Genomic DNA, 349 nt, shown 5'->3' with positions numbered 1-349 from the left:
ATATACAAATGAAAATGCCGTTGATCAAACAGCGGTTGTAACAAGCACCGATGCGGGAAATATTTTGGGAGTTGGAACAGACGGAGGAAGTTTATTAACTCCCGCAGCCATTACAAGTGCAACAACAGTTTCAAATGGATCATCAGTAAATACTTCAACAATTACCGTAAACGGAAAAACAAGTACCGGTGCTCCAATAGTGAACAGCAACGCTACTTCGCTTACAGGTTTAAGTTTAACTACCATAGTAAATGGAGTTGCCAGTACGCCGTTAGACTTAGCGCCAGCTATTTCAGCCGGACAAGTGATAACCAATTTGGCACAAGATTCTTCCAGCGGTTTAATAACA

Annotated in this window: 1 protein-coding gene; it reads left to right on the top strand. The window is 41.5% G+C overall.

Going from position 1 to position 349, the window contains the following annotated elements; translation table 11 throughout:
• Positions 1-349, top strand: a 349-nt coding sequence (locus IRZ99_RS21150; protein ID WP_194659352.1) for a hypothetical protein, incomplete at both ends; no start/stop codon positions are given.

This window comes from Flavobacterium sp. LC2016-12 (assembly GCF_015351595.1).
GTDB lineage: Bacteria > Bacteroidota > Bacteroidia > Flavobacteriales > Flavobacteriaceae > Flavobacterium.
The sequence above is the reverse complement of the archived record's forward strand: the minus strand, read 5'-3'. Positions and strand labels throughout refer to the sequence as shown.